Origin of the sequence: Cuniculiplasma divulgatum (assembly GCF_900083515.1) — an archaeon.
GTDB classification, from domain to species: Archaea; Thermoplasmatota; Thermoplasmata; order Thermoplasmatales; family Thermoplasmataceae; genus Cuniculiplasma; species Cuniculiplasma divulgatum.
In genome coordinates, this window is record NZ_LT671858.1 from 1,762,405 (window position 1) to 1,779,678 (window position 17,274).

Genomic DNA, 17,274 nt, shown 5'->3' on the forward strand with positions numbered 1-17,274 from the left:
TGCCCCGGTTGATTTTAAAATCTAACATGAATCGTTATCTTTATCATACATTATTCGTCTTCATTTTGTCAGCTGTTGCTTCAAATAATCAATGATATGGTCTTCATCTAAAAAATTCCACCGATTATCTGTATCTCCTTTAACTTACCTATGCAATAGGGAACATTCGCCTCGTGCCCATGCGAGTGCTTGTTCAATTGCTATGCGTGGATGGCTATCATCTGGTCTCTCCTCCTGGAAAAGATGAAGCACATGCTGAGCGCAATCAGCTGCCCACTTCGCAATAAGACGATGATCAGAGTCATTAAGCGTTCCACCTCGACGTATGGTTACAAGCCTAAGATTCCGTCTCTTTTCAAAAATGTTCTGCTTGTCCATAATAAGCCTCTCATACAGAATATTATACTGGGAGAACTTACGAATGTTTTTCCTTTTTGTGGTTATTGAGATAATACTTTAATCAGATCCAAATATCCAGACACATTCTAAGCTGTAAATCTGCCATATCGACCCCATTGAGATAAAAGTTCTGTATGACAAAACTTTATACTATCGATCACTATAGGCAACTGTGACTATTTCAACAATACAGGTAAAGCAAGAAACAAAGAAAACACTACAGTCAATGAAACTGCATCCTAGAGAAACATATGAGGAAGTAATAGAAAGGATGATTGAGGATCTTAACGAACTAAACGAGGAGACTATAAGGGAGGTGGAAGAAGCTAGACGTGAAATCGAATCTGGCAAATTTGTCACCCACGAACAACTGAAGAAGGACCTAGGTCTTTAATGGATTATAGAATAGTATGGTCCATTCAGGCATCCAAGCAGTTGGAACGCCTTGACAGGTCAGTTGCCAAGAGGATTCATGAAAAAGTTGGACAATTGTATCAAAACCCAGAAAGGTATGTTGAGAAACTTGTTAGATATCAATACTACAGGCTTAGGGTAGGGGATTATAGAGTGATTCTTGATATTCAAAATGAAATGGTTAGAATATTGATTTTAAAAGTCGGACACAGGAGCAATGTCTATGAAAGGTAATTTTCTATTCCTTAATATTCGCTTAAAACATTAATCAAATCCCAACCAGTCCATTTTACGAACTTCATTTATATCGAATTTGCCACATATTTTTGGATTTCTTCTATTGTTTGTCTTTGGATTCTAACCGGAGAGTATCGTCATAGTACTCCCGTTCTCGCCTGGTCAGACCATTTTCAAAATCAATGCTTCCTCTTAAGGACTCAAGTATATTCTCCTTGCTCTGCGATTTTACCAATCTATCCAGAAGTTCGCTAAAACTCTCATTTTCCTTTTTGAATGCATGTAATTCTTCTTAAACTGACTTTTTTATGGAAATGGTTTTGGTCGTTACATGTGTTTATGTTTAAACATTACATTAATTTTTATAACCTCCTCGACAAAATTATTTTATTATATCATATTTTATTCTCTCACCGTAAATTTTACTCAAACATGACAAAACTATAATGCCATTACGAATGAAGGGGCTGCTCATGATAGCATGATTAAATTGAACTATATCTTTACAATCACAAATGCAGCCATAATTAAAACAGTATTTCGACTGAGCCCAGAAAAAAGGAATTTGGTTTTTGACGAACTCATGAGTGGGTTTTCTGCTCTGAGATTTTCTTGGTAATAGAATGCTTAATTTTTTGAACCGTTTAAATCTCGTTTCTTTTGTTAAAACAGTAATTGGGTATTCGGTATTGAGCAAACATTCTTTTTTTTCTCTTTTAGTTTGATCACTTTGACTTTGAGTATTTCTAAAAATTTAAAGAAAATATTTAGGTGTGACTGATAAAAAATGACATTTTACAAGAACTTGCTTTAGAATTTTATTCCAATTAGTGAACGTGAATTCTTTCCGTTGAGTAAACTTCAGAGTGGAAGTTTTTTCCAATCCATCAAATCCTCATTGTTCAGGGATCTGATTTCCAGTTTTTCAAGAAGATCTAAAAATAGATCGTCTTTGATTTCCCTTCCATAGACTTTATCCATAGAATGATGGAATAATGCTGATTTCAAAGCACTTGTTGTAATGGCCGACTGAAGGCCCGTTGCATTATCTGCATCTCCCTTTATCTGCCTTGAGAAATCTCGTGATATATCATCTTTTTGTAGATCTTTAAGGAAATCATCGACTACGCTTTCAAGCATCTTGTTATGTTCTTCCGCCATTACTATCCTGACTTTGTATGTTGGTTCAAAATCAATTTTTTCATCTTTCACCTTGAACCATTTTAAAGCATCTTTTTCGAAAAATACATCTGATATTATCCTTGCCACAGACTTTGGATCTGAGAAATCTACTCCTTTTGTAAGATCATAGGTAACAAGCGATCCATCGTCTGATATCTTTCTTGAATTTTCAATAGCTGATTTGAGGTTTTTTTCTTCTGGCATGATATTCTATATTGTAATCGAGTAATATAGATATTTTCCTCTAAAGGATTTAACACTGTAAGACTCCAAAAAACTTGTTTGCAGATTATCCTAACTATACGAAATTATATACTTACTGGATTTGTTAAATTGTCTTAACTTTAAGTGATATGGGTGAATCAAGCCGTCAATATTTATTATTCAATTCATTGCATAGTGTAAGACGCAGTTAAGTGTCATCCTCCCATCCCTCGATAGTGCTGGATTTCTCGCCGCAAATTCTAAGAGCTAATAGTGCCAATTGTTAAATAATTATCCCCGCTTATGTTAAAGAATAAAAGTGACAATACTATGTGATGGCGATATCAGGCTGAGACCGGTTGATTTAAAAAGAGACATGAATTCGTTCTTACTTTGGTATAATACTCCGAGAGTTATTTTTTATTCAGAAGGGCCAAAAGTAATGCCTTACGGTAGAGAGATAATAGAACGAATGATTAAGATACTCTCTGAAATTCATGAGAGCTATATTATAGAAATCTATAAAAAAGATGTGTGGACCCCCATTGGCGATGCAAGTATAACTATGGAGAAGACTCCAATCACTATTGGAGTTGAAGAATATTGGGAAAAGGGATTGGGGACAAAAGTTCTTGCCATTTTGATAAGTCGAGCCAGAAAAATTGGGTTGAAAAAACTTAAGGTCAGTGGAATTTATGAATACAATGAAAGAAGCCTGCGCCTATACCGTAAGGCTGGTTTCTCAGAAACAGAGCATTTTGAGGAAAATGGTTATAATTGCATAAAGATGGAGTTATTACTCTAGACCTCTGTGCTATCACAAAGAGATTGGTTGCAAAAAGATCAATTTTTTTTAGGAGTTATGAAAGTGTTTTGAAAAATTTTTTCTACAAAAATTGTTTTCGATGAGTTATATTTCCATTTTTCAGGATATACATTAATATATTGCATTTATTCTTACCTAGATCACTGCAAAATTTGGATGATCTATTAATTATCTTATTAAATCCTCTTAAAACAGATAAATATATTTCTGAAATTTGTTTGAAATATGAGTATTGGTAATATTTGTTAACTAAAATGTTAAGATAACCGGAATAATAATTATCACTAATGAGTGATTATAAAAGACAGATTACCATTCAATCAGATTTAGAATTCAAAAAAATCACAGATGATATAATAAAAGTGGGAAATAAGCTATATTCACGAGGTTTACTTTACGCTACCAGTGGGAACATAAGTTCTGTTCTAAAATACGATCCACTTGAACTGGCAATAACCGCGAGCGGTGTGGATAAGGGAAACATGGATGCTAAGAATGTTCTAATAGTGGATTCAAGTGGAGAAGTCATTGAGGGTAATGGAAAGCCTTCTGCAGAAACGTTACTTCATCTTGCTGTTATCAGAAATATGAAGGCTAAATCAATAATACATACCCATTCCATATGGTCTACCATACTATCGAGAAGATATTTATCCGAAGGATTCGTCGAACTTAACGGATACGAGATGCTGAAGGCCTTAGAAGGAAATACAACCCACAATGAAAATGAAATTTTACCTGTATTTGAAAATTCTCAGGATATGGTGGAACTATCTAAAAAGGTTTCAAAATACCTTATAGAACATCCTAAATCTCATGGTTTTTTACTTAGTGGACACGGACTTTATACCTGGGGAAAGAATCTTAGCGAGGCAATGAGGTCCCTTGAAGCTATTGAATTTCTGTTAGAGATTAGAGGAAGAGAAATAAGTTTGGAGAGGTGAATAAATGGTTTCTTTGAAGATAATTGAAAAAAATATTACAATTCATGACCCTGAAAAAGTGGCTGATTATCTTAGTAAATATGGAATAAAGTATGAGAAATGGAATTCTGATAAACTAAATTCAGAAGATGCATCGCCAGATAGAATACTTGAGGTATATAGAGAAGAAGTAGAAAGACTAAAGAAAGAAGGCGGTTATGTAACAGCTGATGTCATCGATATAAATAGCAATACCCCTGGACTTGATGATATGCTATTAAAATTCAACAAGGAACACTGGCACGATGAAGATGAGGTAAGATATACAATAAAAGGTCATGGATTATTTCATATTAACGCAGAGGATGAAGTAACGCTGTCAGTTGAGGTTGGAAAAGGGGATCTTCTTAGGGTTCCGAAAGGAACAAAACACTGGTTTGACCTATGCTCAGATAGGGAAATTAGAGCCATAAGACTATTTCAGAACAAAAGTGGATGGACTCCTCATTATACCAATAGCGGGAAAGATAAGAAATTCATGCCTCTGTGCTTTGGACCTGCGTTTATTCCTGCCGAAAATGACAGAGAAAAGGTATGACTTGCAAAATTAATATTCAGAATTATGTACTACTTGACGTAGAGGGAACCACAACGCCAGTAAATTTTGTGCACATTACTCTATTTAAGTATGCCAGAGATAGCCTAACTAAATTCCTGACAAAAAATAATAAAATCCCGGTGGTGAAAAAAGCACTATTAGAAATAGCTCAGAATGGAAGAATTAATGAAAATGGTGAATTTTCCCCCGATGAAAAGATTGTCGCGTATATTGAAAGGCTTATTGATCTGGACAGTAAACTTGGGGCACTGAAAACGCTGGAAGGACTTATCTGGCAGGAAGGCTATGAATCTGGAGAACTGAAGAGTGAGGTATACGATGATGTGCCAGAATCTTTAATTAGATGGAAAAAGTCAGGAAAAAAGGTTTACATATATTCATCAGGCAGTGTACTGGCACAAAAACTACTATTTAAATACTCTAAATTTGGCAATTTGACAAAATACATTGACGGATACTTTGATACAGAAATAGGACCTAAAAAAGATGTTAAAAGTTATGTTAATATTTCTAATAAATTAGGAGTTTTGCCTGAAAAAATTAGTTTTATAAGTGATTCGATAGATGAAGTAAGTTCATCACGAAATGCTGGCATAAATTCAATTCTAATAAACAGAGGAAATGAAGTAGACGATACAAATCCTGTGGACTTCATAATTGATTTTAGAAGCCTGTGCTGAACCGCCTAATCGCATATTGTTAGAGATTCAGTATCTTTAGGATAATATGTAATTACTTCAGGCCCGTCTTCATGCATGACGACAGTATCTGAATGTCTGAATCCTCCTAAGCCCTTAACATATATTCCTGGTTCAACTGAAAATGTCATGCCTGCCCTTATTTTTTCATTCTCTCCTACATCCAGAAATGGTGCCTCATGACCTTCAAGACCAATGCAATGGCCTGAATGGTGTAATCTATACTGAAGCACATCGTTCTCTTTTGCAAATTCTATTACCTTTCTATCAACTGCACTGAACTCCTTGCCTATTTCCAGAGCGTCTATTGCGACCTTTTGCATTTCCACTGCAAGCTTGTGGAACCTCCTTGTCCTTTCATCTGGCTTTCCCACGAATAAATTTCTCTCGATTTCAATATGATAACCATCAATTTCCCCACTGGCTCCAGAACCGAGGATATCACCTTTTCTGATTTTCCTATTAGTAAATAATGAATGTGGGTAATAGGAATGTTCTCCAACCTGCCCCCTAAATCCTGCACCTATTTCCATTGGAGAGTTAATTGAGGGTCTTGTATCCATCCCAAATGCATACATTGCCATTTTATTTGCTTCAGAGGAGGCTTTGTATGAGATTTCAAAATCAAATTCTCCATATTCTGTATACTCCTGTAAAAGATTATGTGCGAGGTTTCCCCACTTGGAACTTTCCCTCATAATCTCTATTTCCTCATCTGACTTGATCTTTCTCATATTGTAAAGGTCTTCCGATATGCCTGAAATGTTGAATCCTTTTACGATTTCATCGACTGGAATTGGCTTAAATCCCCATCCAGAACTGTAGAATGAAGGATTGTCTACACCAATCTTTTTCTCCTTTACGATCTTTTCTGTCCATTCTCCAAAGTACTTCAGTGGATGCTTATCTCCAGGATAGTCGGGATATCCATAAGAATCCTTTATATTAGGACACTGACCAAGTACATGTTCCTTTTCCATTACGGGACCAAAAAAGTGTATATCCAGATTCTTATCTATTAGAAATGCTGCTGGTCTTTCAGTGGCAATGTAAAAATAATCTGCAAAATACTTGAATGATGTAGTTCCAGAAATATATATTGCGTCAAGATCCTTCTCGCTCATCAATTTACCGAGCTTTTCAACTCGCCTTTTCAGTTCTCCCTTAGAAATCCTTATCATGAGTTAATAATCCTTTTTAGGATTTATAGATTTCCGCATTTATCATAAGTGATGAATTTATGAATGTTAATATATTTAAAGTAAAAAAATAATATCGAATAATTATAAAATTACTTAGTGATCAGAGAACTATTTTACGGTTCCCGTTATCTATTCCTGAAGAATCATTTCGGCATGGGCAGTGAATTTAATCTTGCTTCCGACCATTACCTTTCCCGCCTCTATAACCATATTCCACTTTAACCCGAATTCCTCTCTGACTATTTCACCTGAGACGGTTATTCCTGCCCTTGTCTTACCATATGGATCCTTTATTATTCCTTCAAGGTCCCCATGGAAAGTTATCTCTTTGGTTACATCTCTAATTGTGAGATTTCCCTTGATAATATATTCGCTTTCCCCCTTCTTGCTTATAGACGTGCTCTCAAACTTAATCTCTTTGTATTTTTCCGCATCGAAGAAGTCTGGTGACTTTAGGTGATTGTCCCTATCATTATCTCTTGTACTTATCGACGAGGGATCAATTGTCACTATTACCTTTGCGCTTTCCGGAGTCTTATCTGACCCAAATGCCGTTATTTCAAAATTTCCAAAATTCCCCTTGACTGTTGATATCATCATATGTCTTGCTGAGAACTCAATCTCCGAATGTGCCTTATCAGATATCCATTTCATTTGTTTCTGTGTTTCCATATAAGGGTATCAAAAATACATTAAAATACTTATAGTTACTTGCAATACATTAGATATCATGATGAATACGGTAAATAAGAATCAGGAAATTTGCCCTATAGTTGAGACAATAAAGGTAATTGGTGGTAAATGGGAGCTTACAATTATTAGGTATCTATCGGACAGACCTATGAGATTCAATGAATTACTCAGGAATGCTCATGGGATAAGTTCCAGGACATTATCAAGAATCCTCAAGATTCTAATGGAAAAGGGGCTAGTTAAGAGAGAGCTCATTTCGCTTCAGCCTGTTGTGGTTCTATACTCACTGACTGAATCAGGAAGCGAGATAAGGCCTGTAATAGATGCACTCAGGAAATGGGGTGAAAAATACATTACCTCTGGGGAAAACACCATATATTAATTTTTCTTTGAAATATTCACTTACAGAATATAATTTTAAAGCTTTCTTATAATATTTATACGATGAGTAAATGCCTCATATGGTGATTACTTGGAACAACGATGGAGGTTTTGGGCCTCGACTTCAGATATGACAACGGATACAAGGTTTTCAATAACATCAACATCAAGGTGGAAAGAGGGAAATTCGCAGCCATAGTTGGTCCATCAGGGGTAGGCAAATCCACACTTTTGAGGTTATTTGGCGCTTTTTTGAAGCCAGAAAGCGGTACAGTATTGCTGCATGGAAAACCTGTTTTGAGACCTACTCCATTAATTTCCATGGTGCATCAGTCAATAGTTACTTTTCCATGGATGACAGCAGAAGAGAATGTGATGCTATCGCTGAAAACAAAAAATATCCCCAAAGATGAATGCAAAGAACTTGCCTCTAAGGCACTGGAAATGGTTGGTCTTCAGGGATTTGAGAATCTTTATCCCAAGGAGATGAGTGGAGGAATGAGACAGAGAGTCTCTGTCGCAAGATCTCTTGCTGCAGAACCAAAAGTTTTGCTTATGGATGAGCCTTTTGCACATCTCGATGAGTTGACTGCAGAGGGGTTGAGACAGGATATTTATAACATTCTATTCAATCCAGAGAGTCCGCTGGAGTGTGTTATAATGGTCTCTCACAATCTTACTGAAGTTGTTGAGCTTTCAGATACAGTGTTCGTTCTTAACAACAGTCCTGCAACGGTTGTGGGACAGATCGATATTGAGATGCCCAGACCAAGAAATAGCAGAGATCCCGTTTTCGATAATTATCTTGATACTCTATACAGGCTACTTACAAAGAAAAAAGGGGGAACCAGGTGAACGAATATATCTTCATAATACTTGCAGTTCTAGCAACTGGTGGAAGAGTTATAGGATTGATTTTACTTTCAATTCTTTCAGGGTGGCTTCTTGCGTATGCGGCCATCAAAAGCAAAATATTTGAAAATTTATTTATTTCGTTTATCGAGGTATTTGAGAGTGTTCCAGTAATTTCATTTTTTCCAATCGTACTTATAATATTTGTTGACAGGATAGGTGGCCCTCTTGGGGTTGAATTTGCGGCTGATTTTCTTGTATTTACAGCAGTTGTGTGGAATATATGGATGGGACAGTATCAGGCATATAAGACCATTCCCAGTGAAATGGTAGAGGTGACTGAAAATTATAATTTTAGCCTATGGATGAAGCTCAGGAATGTGTATATACCATTCTCAATACCCAGAATTGTAGCAAATCTATTTCCAAGTATATCTGATGGTTTTTTTTATATAACAGTAAGTGAGGTATTTACCATAGGTATAACATCATACAGCACCTTTGGGGTTGGCAGTCCTATAGACAAATTTGCTGCCGATGGGAATTTCAGGATGTTAATAGTAACATTTCTAGCCCTTGGGATTTTCGTAATTCTACTCATAGAATTAGTAAGGAGGATAGGGAATCACGCAGTTGCAAAATATACGATTGATACAGATTCACCTATTATTAAAAGGGGTAAAGCCAGAATAAGGCAGACTTCAAGATTTTCTGCCATTGTTTCCCAGAACACCCTTGGAAAACTTGCCTCTTATACAAGAGTCAGGAAAGGACCAGAGGATTTGGAAGAGCTTTATTCTAAAGAAAAAAAGAATGGAAAAATTGGCATAATTGCCGGTGTTATAGTTCTTGCTATTTTTGCATATATTATGTATTCAATCATAATTTTTGTAATGTCTGTAAGTGGTTCTGAATGGTCATACCTTTTCTCACAAACACCGTCACTACTTTATGGATTGCTAATTGATTACATAAGAGTACTAATAATAACAGGAGCTTCCATTGCCTTTGCTTTCACACTTGGTTATCTGCTTGCAACAAGAAGGAAGGCGGAAGCAGTGGGAGTACCAATAATACAAACGTTCAGTTCTTATCCAGTTCCTGCCTACTTTCCCTTCATATTCCTTGGTATATATCCTATATTTGCTTCTGTTTTAGGAAGTCAGGCAGAGGAGGGAATTGTTCTTCTTCTGGGATTCATAGCAACCTTCTATTATGTGTTTTACAGTTTCTGGATGGGTATCAAGGCAATGCCAGCCGAATATAACGAGATAATGAAGAATCTGGACATGGGCTTCTTCAAGAAGATGAGATACGTGATTATACCCTCTACCTTTCCCTATCTTATCTCAGGTATTTCATCTACCATTAACAGCGCCTGGGGTGGCCTGGAAATAGGCGAATACTGGCCAGATATTGCCGGTGGAAAGACTCTTGAGATCCATACAGGGCTTATGAAAACAATTGACGTCGCAACAAGAAGTGGAAATATTGCCCTTGCGGGCTGGGCATCATTTCTGTTTGCGATTATAGTTGCAGTATATTCCATACTGTTTACAAGGAAAATGATGGATCTTGCCAGAAAAAAATATGTTGCAGAGGAGGGCATTTACAGTGTTTAAGCAAGAGCCTGAAAACCATCATCGTCTTTTTTTATTAACCCAGAATAAACTCCCCATTCAATGAGCGTTATTTCAAGATTATGCAAACCAGATGGATTGTTATACTTTTGAATCCCGTTCTTCTCTAATTCTTCCATTATATCATCCAGTTCAAACTTTACGAGCCGGAGTGCTGTTACAAATGGCTCCATTGTTATAAGTGATGCTTTTAGAATACTCTTTCTTATCTTTGGTCCAGAAACAAGAAAAGTCTTTCCCTTATCAGTTATCCAAATATCTCCCTGGTCCGTTCCAACGAAACCAAGATTTGCAGCGGTATATACAATTGGCATTAAATCATCAATATCAACTTCCATCTCTTTTTCAAGTTCAAAAAGATCTGTCCTGTCGTCAAACAAATGGTTCAGCACGTGAAGCAATCCTACCAAGTCTGCAATCCTTGCATCAGGGTCTACAGTTTCCAATTTCTATCATCTCTTTAGTATTTTCAGGTTATTAAGTTTTAACTCGCTCTTTATTTTTTAAATTACATATCAATTAATATAATGGACATAATCCTTTTTAACTATATAGTTTATCTAGAAAAGCTTTTTGAATAAATTATATTTACACAAACCTTATTTATTCTTAAATACTGTAAAATCATGGCAATCAGGGCAGTTCTAATAAGGCCAAGTAATAAAACAGGAAGTGCCTATTTGACAAAGTGGGGTTTTCTTCCAGCCCCACTCGGACTTCTTGCTCTGGCTGGCGAAATACTAAGGATTAATAACAGTAATGTTAAGATAATAGATATGGAGGGGGACAATCTATCTCTGGATCAGGCAATCGATCTTGCAGTTGAATACAGGCCAGATCTTGTAGGAATTACCCTTCATGCAACAGCCGCACACAATAATGCAGGTTATCTTGCGAGAGAAATCAAGAAAAGACTTCCTTCAACTATTCTGGTAGCGGGAGGACATCACGCAACATTTTTACCGTATGAAGTCCTGAGATCAGGTTTTGACATATCGGTACTTGGAGAGGGCGATGAGACCATATATGATATCAGTAATGCCATAGTAAATGGGACGAGTATGCTTAAGATTCCGGGAATAGTGGTTCGGGATGGAGACAAATTTGTTAGAACAGCACCAAGAAAATTGATCCATGACCTGGATTCTTTGCCAATGCCCCCGCTTGAACTTCTGGATGCGTCAAAGTATACTTTTAAAGTGTTTGGAAAAAACGAAAAGGTCATGTGCCTTGAAACTTCAAGAGGATGCCCATATGGGTGCGATTTCTGTTCTGTTACCCCAACATGGGGTAACACATGGAGAAATAAATCGAATGGAAGAATACTCATGGAAATGGAAAGGGCTAAAGAGGCAGGATATGACTGGATTTTTTTCACTGATGATATCTTTATAGTTGAACCTAATGTTAAACACAGGGAAAGCCTATTTAACAGTATTCTGGAAAGAGGACTTGAGACAAAATGGATTGTACAGATGAGGGCAGATGTAACCGCGAGACATCCGGACCTCATACAAAAGGCTGCCAGAGCAGGTATGACCATATCATTCCTTGGAGTTGAATCAGGAAGTCCTGAAGTTTTAAAGAAGATGCATAAGGGTGAATTCACACCCCAGTCAGTAGAGGCGGTAAAAATTTTATCATCAAATGATATAATTGTACTTATTGGTTTGATGATTGGTGCACCATATGAGAGAATTCGAGACGCACTGACTACTGTAAAATTCTCCAGAGAACTGGCAAGGGCAGGTGCTGATGCAGTGCAATTTTCAATATATACCCCCCTTCCCGGAACAAGAATTTTTAATGAAGCCCTTAAGGATAGTTCACTGTTTACCCTGGACTGGGACAGGTATGATGTATTAACCCCGGTAATGAAGACAAGGGTTGGGCCAGTGTTTGATCAGATACTTCAATTTTATGCCTCTTATTCATTTTATATATACAAGTTCATAAGGGGAAAAATTAAGGGTATAATACTCACTAAGAAAAAAGGTATCCTTATAGAAACAGGAACGAAATTTATAATGAAAATGATGCCAGAGTATCTTAAGGACATAAAAAACTTTCCAAGATTTCTTTTCAGGACTTATGACATGTACAAAGAAGCAGTAAAAAATGGATTTATATCTCAAAAGGATCAGGATGAAATATCAGGTGATTCTGGAAAGATAATTTATGATTTGGAAAATGGCAGAAATCCGTACTTCTTAATAAAAAAGGAGAGCTAGGAAATTCTGATTCACTTTTTATCTTTTAAGTATTAATTTGATACAAATTATAGTTTGATTTTATTACAATAACCGAATAAACTATTAAGCTTAAACTATTGAACGGTGATATGACAGAAGCTTCGGATAATAAGGGGGAACTGGAAAGACATCTTACCTTTAAGGATGTCTTTTTTCTCTCATTCGGTGGTATGTCACCACTCTTAAGTATACTGACTTACGGTGCTTTTGCAATTACTCTTGCAGGATATGATGCACCACTTGTAATGATAATTGGTACCTTACTTGTTCTTGTTAATGGACTGTCAGTCACTCAGCTTTCAAAGCGATTTTCAACATCTGGTGGTTATTATACATATGCTTTTCAGGCTCTTTCGGCAAGAATAGGGTTTGATACCGGATGGATGTACATGTTTTATTCTGTTCTATATGGACTGGCTTATCTCGTTGGAGGTCTATTCATTATAACTACCGTTCTTGGAATATCAACATACATTGCATTTTTGATAATCATGGTCCCATCAATTACTTTCCTTATTATTGGAGTTACAATGTCTGCAAGGTATGCAATATTTGCAGTAATTATAGAAATAGGGTTAATGCTTTCCATTGCGTTTTATTCCTTTTTCGTAACCAAGGGAACTGCCTATATACCAAATCCAGTGGTGTATCCAATATCAGGAGGTGACTTTGTACTTGGAATACTTTTTGCGATGGGGATTCCAACCGGCTATGGTTCCATTGCCCCGGTCTCTGGAGAAATAAAGAACCCAAAGAAAGTTGTTGGAAGGAGCGTGATCACTGTGATACTTGTAGGTGGATCACTGGCAACATTTATGATTTATGCAATTGCAAATCTGATTCTTCAGAATCACATAACAATACCAGTAGCTGATAAATTGCCAGTTATAGGTATTATTCAGCATGACTTTGGAGGTGCTGGAAGATTTTTCTACTATGCTGTTGCCATTGCAACCATTAACGATTCTATACTGGCGATCCTCTCCTTTGGTACTGCTGCCATAAGAACTCTCTTTAGAATGGGTTATGACAGAACATTACCAAGTGTATTTGCACATAAGGTCAAGGAAAAACCAATGTTTGCAACACTCTTTATTAGTGGAATTCTGGTTATTCTCCCATTGATAATCTTAAACTATATTTCGGCCGAAACCGCATTCATTATACTTGGAACAATTTCAGCACTAGGAGGTCTTTTTATTCATGTAAGTGCCAATTTTTCACTGTTAAGAATTGGTCTAAGGAAGGGGAGAAGGCTGATGATTCGTGCTAAGAAAACCTTTTTTACAACTCTTTCAGATTTTAAAGAATTTTTCCTGGCACTTACGGGAGCTGTTATCAGCTCAATTGTACTTATATATTCGGCATATTCAACAGTTCCTGTTTATACAACAGTCTTTCTTGTTTGGATTGTGATAGGATTCATCCTGTCTGAAGTAAAGGGTATAATTGGAAAGACGCCAAATGATGTGGATATAAGTAAGGAAGGAATAATAGTTGCTCAGAATCTAATGAATGTTTCTGTCTCCGATATGATAAACCCGCTTAAGGAGGCAATTGTATCAATAAATGACTCGTTGAAGGATGTACTCAATGGATTGCTATCGAAGAATCTCCCGGGTGCAATAGTTGTGGATAGCCAGAAAAGACCAATAGGCAAACTTGAAGTTGTTAATCTTCTGCTGCTTCCAAAATCAAGTATTGAAAATGGTAAAGTCAGGCAAATCCATCTGGAGAGAAGTGTGAACATAAATGAGCGAGAGAATGTGGCAGATGCAGTGAGAGTTCTCAAGGAAAACAATGTCAATATCCTAACAGTAGTTGATCAAAGTGGAATGGCAAAGGGCGTTATTAATGAACGAGACGTGCTTGCAAAATTAAGTGAGATTGATAAACTGGATATAGTTTGATGTCGTAGAATTATTATCCGGTACCATGTTAGTTGAAACCATGAATTGGCCTGTTGGTGGATAAGCCAAAAAAACAGAAAACGCTTTAGATTTTATAGATACATTTATTTTTCTCTTTGACATAAAAAGGCATGACTGATGAGAATGGAAAAGATGTTGGAACTCATGGCATTAACATAAACCTGAATGGAAAGATTGCCCTTGTAACAGGTTCTAGTTCTGGACTGGGAATGGAAATTGCAAGATATATGGCAAAAGCAGGAGCAACGGTTGCAATTCACTATCGTAAGGAAGTGGAACCTGCTACTAATCTGGCAGATGATATAAACAAAAGTGGTGGAAAGGCTGCCATATTTGGCGGAGATGTTTCAAAGCGAAGTGATGTCGAAAAGATATTTAGTGATATAGACAAGAAATTTGGACCAGTAGACATACTGGTGAATAATGCAGGTATTGATGGGAAAAGGGAACTGTGCGGTGATGACGATCCTGATGATTGGGAAAGAGTTATCTCTATCAACCTTCTGGGTCCTTACTACTGCTCCAGAGAAGCAGTCAGGAGGATGAAGAAATCTGGCCACGGAGTTATTGTCAACATAACTTCAGTTCACGAATTTGTTCCCTGGTCCGGATATACCGCATACAGCAGTGCAAAGGCTGGACTGTCGATGTTCACCAAAACTCTAGCACAGGAAGTCTCTGAGTCGGGAATAAGGGTAGTAGCTGTGGCCCCCGGTGCAATCAAAACCCCAATAAACAAGGATGTGTGGAGCAATCCTGAAACATATAAGGATCTGCTGACCAAAATAGCAATGCCAAGAATGGGAGAAACTAAAGATATTGCAGAGGCGGTCACTTTTCTTGCCAGTGATTATGCTTCGTATATAACTGGAACTACTCTTGTGGTGGATGGGGGGATGCTTTTATATCCTGCGTTTAAACATGGTGGATGATAGTTTACAGTATTTACGACTAAAAGAGGTAACTTCCAGTATTAGTGATACTCATTCCCCTTTCGGGTATTAAATGGACATCAATTTAATATTATAAATTCACCAGATCCGATCCTTTAACTTGAGAAATAAGGATTCACTCTTGCAAATGTTGTGAAGAAAGGGTTACTATAATTTTATAATCCACACAAAAATTGTGTTAGATTTGAACTATTTAAGCAAATCTCTTAGATATAAATTATTATAATTACTGGTTATTGTTATATTATGAAAACGGTAGTTATAGTAGGGGGCGGTAGCGGTGGAATGAGCACAGCCAACCATCTTGCCTATAAGTTGAGAGATAATATTAAGAATGGAGATGTAAAAGTTGTATTATTTGATGGAAGCGGGCAGCATTATTATCAGCCAGGATTCCTTGAAATACCTTTCGATATGATGGCGCCAGCATCAACATACAAGCCTATGTTGAGATTAGCGGCAGAGGGTGTAACTATTATTCAGGAGTTTGTAACTGAAGTGGATCTGAAAAACAGCGTGGTGAAATCAGAAAAACAGAAAATAAACTACGATTATATAGTTATAGCAACAGGTGCAAGATATGATTATGATTCCATACCTGGTCTCAGAGAAGGAACAGATAATTTTTATAGTCTAGAAAATGCGATATCACTGAAAAAGAAGTTAAACAGCTATAAGGGTGGGAAAATTGTTGTTGGGGTTTCTTCAATGCCTTACAAATGCACTCCAGCACCATTGGAAGCTGTTTTCATGTTAAATGACTATTTTACCAGGAGAGGAATGAGGGATAAGGTTGAAATTGAGTACACCTACCCAATGCCAATGGCCTTTCCTAACAAGGAGATATCAGATATTTCTCTGAAGATGTTTGAAGAGAAAGGAATAAAGAGTAGTCTCGGATTCCAGCTAAAGTCTGTTGATGCTAATGCAAGAGAGCTTATATCACAGAATGGAGAGAAGATATCTTACGATCTGGCTCTTATTGTTCCACCACACAAGGGAAACAAACTTATGGAAAATTCTGAGGTAGTGGACAAGATGGGATGGATAAATGTAGACGGATTTACACTAAATATAAAGGGATATGAAAATGCATTCGCAATTGGTGATTCTACAAACCTACAGGTTTCTAAGGCCGGCTCGGTTGCAGATGCAGAAGCGGTTGTTGTTTCTGAAAGGATTGCACAGTCACTGAGAGGAGAAGAGCCTATTACTACATATGATGGTACTGGAGGGGCCCTCATGCTCACAGGTATTGGAAAAGCTTCAATGATAAATTCTGACTATACGCACAAACCCATAATGCAACCTGAAAGTTACTCGTTCTATTGGTTGAAGCTTATCTATAACAATTTGTACTGGAACATGACTGCAAGACCAGTTCTTAGTGGGGTGATTCCATGAGCACAGATATAGGAGAAATGTTGAATGAAAAACTGAATAATCCTGAATCCAGAAAAGCTGTAGAATATCTTCTGGAAAATGCGGGAACTTTATCCGGCATTGTTGAGTGGATTAAAACAATGGAAGATACGGGCATGGCAGAATCTCTAAAAGGCCTGATTTACCTTGTGGCTAATATGCGGGGTATCCTTACAGACGATATGTTAAATGGCATTTCCACAATTCTCAACTCACTTTTGGAGATTCTTGCAAAGGTATCTGATCCGCACATTGCTGATAGTATGGTGGGTCTAATAGACGATATTTCTTCTGGAAAACTTTCGAAGGAACCTAAAATTCATGGAACTTTAAGTTTATTGGGAGAATTGAAAGATCCAGAGGTTGAATCTGGACTCGCGGTGACTATTAATATGCTTAAGATTTTGGGAAAACTTGGTAGAAGTTAATTGGCTGTTCAAGATTTA

General features: G+C 36.9%; 18 protein-coding genes and 2 pseudogenes. 14 read left to right on the forward strand and 6 right to left on the reverse strand.

Annotation, left to right across the window (positions count from 1 at the left end):
- Positions 1-153: 153 nt before the first annotated feature.
- A pseudogene (locus tag CSP5_RS10075) lies at positions 154-378 on the reverse strand (putative immunity protein); the annotation flags it as partial.
- Between the two features lie 193 nt (positions 379-571).
- Here CSP5_RS10075 and CSP5_RS08785 point away from each other — a divergent pair.
- Both CSP5_RS08785 and CSP5_RS08790 read left to right on the forward strand, forming a co-directional pair.
- Positions 572-793, forward strand: coding sequence for a DUF7557 family protein (locus CSP5_RS08785; RefSeq protein ID WP_077076667.1), 222 nt, complete (start codon positions 572-574; stop codon positions 791-793).
- Complete coding sequence (locus CSP5_RS08790) at positions 793-1,047, forward strand: type II toxin-antitoxin system RelE family toxin (protein ID WP_077076668.1); 255 nt, start codon at positions 793-795, stop codon at positions 1,045-1,047. Before CSP5_RS08785 ends, CSP5_RS08790 begins: the two co-directional genes overlap by 1 nt.
- Positions 1,048-1,150: 103 nt before the next feature.
- Here CSP5_RS08790 and CSP5_RS10080 read toward each other — a convergent pair.
- Both CSP5_RS10080 and CSP5_RS08800 read right to left on the reverse strand, forming a co-directional pair.
- A pseudogene (locus CSP5_RS10080) lies at positions 1,151-1,330 on the reverse strand (hypothetical protein); the annotation flags it as partial.
- A gap of 581 nt (positions 1,331-1,911) precedes the next feature.
- Positions 1,912-2,436, reverse strand: a complete 525-nt coding sequence (locus tag CSP5_RS08800) for a hypothetical protein (protein ID WP_148690192.1) — start codon at positions 2,434-2,436, stop codon at positions 1,912-1,914.
- Between the two features lie 319 nt (positions 2,437-2,755).
- Here CSP5_RS08800 and CSP5_RS08805 point away from each other — a divergent pair, with 319 nt between their 5' ends.
- The 4 genes from CSP5_RS08805 to mtnC all read left to right on the forward strand — a co-directional run bounded on the left by CSP5_RS08805 (position 2,756) and on the right by mtnC (position 5,484).
- A complete protein-coding gene (locus tag CSP5_RS08805) occupies positions 2,756-3,241 on the forward strand; it encodes a GNAT family N-acetyltransferase (RefSeq protein ID WP_148690193.1) in 486 nt (161 codons plus the stop codon).
- A gap of 308 nt (positions 3,242-3,549) precedes the next feature.
- Complete coding sequence (gene mtnB / locus CSP5_RS08810; RefSeq protein WP_083705384.1) at positions 3,550-4,206, forward strand: methylthioribulose 1-phosphate dehydratase; 657 nt, start codon at positions 3,550-3,552, stop codon at positions 4,204-4,206.
- A 4-nt stretch (positions 4,207-4,210) separates the two neighbouring features.
- Positions 4,211-4,783, forward strand: coding sequence for a 1,2-dihydroxy-3-keto-5-methylthiopentene dioxygenase (locus CSP5_RS08815; protein ID WP_077076671.1), 573 nt, complete (start codon positions 4,211-4,213; stop codon positions 4,781-4,783).
- Positions 4,780-5,484, forward strand: a complete 705-nt coding sequence (gene mtnC, locus CSP5_RS08820; protein ID WP_077076672.1) for an acireductone synthase — start codon at positions 4,780-4,782, stop codon at positions 5,482-5,484. Before CSP5_RS08815 ends, mtnC begins: the two co-directional genes overlap by 4 nt.
- A gap of 5 nt (positions 5,485-5,489) precedes the next feature.
- On the opposite strand, the gene CSP5_RS08825 is transcribed toward mtnC, so the two are convergent.
- The gene (locus CSP5_RS08825; RefSeq protein ID WP_077076673.1) at positions 5,490-6,683 is read right to left on the reverse strand and encodes a M24 family metallopeptidase; all 1,194 of its coding nucleotides are present in this window, start codon (positions 6,681-6,683) and stop codon (positions 5,490-5,492) included.
- Positions 6,684-6,833: 150 nt separating this feature from the next.
- Positions 6,834-7,376 carry a YceI family protein gene (locus CSP5_RS08830; protein WP_083705385.1) on the reverse strand — a complete coding sequence of 181 codons (543 nt, stop codon included), beginning with the start codon at positions 7,374-7,376 and terminating at the stop codon, positions 6,834-6,836.
- A 58-nt stretch (positions 7,377-7,434) separates the two neighbouring features.
- On the opposite strand from CSP5_RS08830, the gene CSP5_RS08835 reads away from it, so the two are divergent.
- The 3 genes from CSP5_RS08835 to CSP5_RS08845 all read left to right on the forward strand — a co-directional run bounded on the left by CSP5_RS08835 (position 7,435) and on the right by CSP5_RS08845 (position 10,252).
- The gene (locus CSP5_RS08835; RefSeq protein ID WP_145984007.1) at positions 7,435-7,779 is read left to right on the forward strand and encodes a winged helix-turn-helix transcriptional regulator; all 345 of its coding nucleotides are present in this window, start codon (positions 7,435-7,437) and stop codon (positions 7,777-7,779) included.
- 101 nt (positions 7,780-7,880) lie between these two features.
- Positions 7,881-8,633: an ABC transporter ATP-binding protein gene (locus CSP5_RS08840; RefSeq protein WP_077076675.1), complete on the forward strand. Its 753-nt coding sequence runs from the start codon at positions 7,881-7,883 to the stop codon at positions 8,631-8,633.
- A complete protein-coding gene (locus CSP5_RS08845) occupies positions 8,630-10,252 on the forward strand; it encodes an ABC transporter permease subunit (protein ID WP_077076676.1) in 1,623 nt (540 codons plus the stop codon). The genes CSP5_RS08840 and CSP5_RS08845 overlap by 4 nt, the downstream gene beginning before the upstream one ends.
- On the opposite strand, the gene CSP5_RS08850 is transcribed toward CSP5_RS08845, so the two are convergent.
- Positions 10,249-10,716, reverse strand: coding sequence for an AAA-associated domain-containing protein (locus tag CSP5_RS08850; RefSeq protein WP_077076677.1), 468 nt, complete (start codon positions 10,714-10,716; stop codon positions 10,249-10,251). The genes CSP5_RS08845 and CSP5_RS08850 overlap by 4 nt on opposite strands.
- 180 nt (positions 10,717-10,896) lie before the next feature.
- Between CSP5_RS08850 and CSP5_RS08855 the strand changes: the two genes are divergently transcribed.
- The 5 genes from CSP5_RS08855 to CSP5_RS08875 all read left to right on the forward strand — a co-directional run bounded on the left by CSP5_RS08855 (position 10,897) and on the right by CSP5_RS08875 (position 17,256).
- Positions 10,897-12,501, forward strand: coding sequence for a B12-binding domain-containing radical SAM protein (locus CSP5_RS08855; protein ID WP_083705387.1), 1,605 nt, complete (start codon positions 10,897-10,899; stop codon positions 12,499-12,501).
- Positions 12,502-12,611: 110 nt separating this feature from the next.
- On the forward strand, positions 12,612-14,432 hold the full coding sequence (locus CSP5_RS08860) for an amino acid permease (protein ID WP_148690194.1): 1,821 nt from the start codon (positions 12,612-12,614) through the stop codon (positions 14,430-14,432).
- 131 nt (positions 14,433-14,563) lie between these two features.
- Positions 14,564-15,385 carry a glucose 1-dehydrogenase gene (locus tag CSP5_RS08865; RefSeq protein ID WP_148690195.1) on the forward strand — a complete coding sequence of 274 codons (822 nt, stop codon included), beginning with the start codon at positions 14,564-14,566 and terminating at the stop codon, positions 15,383-15,385.
- A 267-nt stretch (positions 15,386-15,652) separates the two neighbouring features.
- On the forward strand, positions 15,653-16,810 hold the full coding sequence (locus CSP5_RS08870; protein WP_148690196.1) for an NAD(P)/FAD-dependent oxidoreductase: 1,158 nt from the start codon (positions 15,653-15,655) through the stop codon (positions 16,808-16,810).
- Positions 16,807-17,256 (forward strand): DUF1641 domain-containing protein, encoded by a 450-nt coding sequence (locus tag CSP5_RS08875; protein WP_077076681.1) that lies wholly within the window; start codon positions 16,807-16,809, stop codon positions 17,254-17,256. The genes CSP5_RS08870 and CSP5_RS08875 overlap by 4 nt, the downstream gene beginning before the upstream one ends.
- Positions 17,257-17,274 lie beyond the last annotated feature (18 nt).